General features: G+C 64.4%; 1 protein-coding gene and 1 pseudogene. Both read left to right on the top strand.

Annotation, left to right across the window (positions count from 1 at the left end; genetic code table 11):
- Positions 1 to 360: DoxX family protein (locus WS75_RS18500; RefSeq protein WP_059681894.1), on the top strand; the 360-nt coding region annotated here is incomplete at its 5' end.
- A 55-nt stretch (positions 361 to 415) separates the two neighbouring features.
- A pseudogene (locus tag WS75_RS34630) lies at positions 416 to 564 on the top strand (glyoxalase); the annotation flags it as partial.

Below are 564 nucleotides of genomic sequence, written 5' to 3'. Positions count from 1 at the left end.
GTCGGTGCGCTGGTACGGCTTGCACTCGTTTCCGCGTTTCTGATCGGCGGGATCAACAAGGCGATGCATTTCGACGACGCGGTGGCCGAGCAGGCGCATTTCGGCCTGCATCCGGCCGCGCTGTGGGCTGCGCTGGCGATCGTCGTCGAGATCGGTGGTTCGCTCTGCGTGGTGTTTCGCCGCTTCACGTGGCTCGGCGCCGGCAGTCTCGGCATGCTGACGCTCGTCGCGATGGTCGTGGCGAACGATTTCTGGAACCGCTCGGGCGCCGAACATTTGATGGCGCTCAACAGCTTTTTCGAGCATCTCGGGCTGATCGCGGCACTAGTGCTGGCGACCGTGCTCGACGATGTGCGGTAACCCACCGGCGACGGTCGCTCCATTCGATGACGATGCAACAATCAGGACACGCTTAATGAAACCCATTCGTTCAGTGCTGCTTACCGCGATGATCGCGGGCGGCCTCGCCGTCGCCCCGGGCACTTTTGCGAAACCGCCGGTGCCGCCCGCCGTCGCGCCCACGGTTGCCGTCGGTCCGCAGTACGATACGACGCACGTGTGCGT

The organism is Burkholderia sp. FL-7-2-10-S1-D7 (assembly GCF_001524185.1).
Lineage (GTDB): Bacteria > Pseudomonadota > Gammaproteobacteria > Burkholderiales > Burkholderiaceae > Burkholderia > Burkholderia diffusa.
Note: the sequence above shows the minus strand (reverse complement) of the source record. Positions and strands in the feature narration are given on the sequence as shown.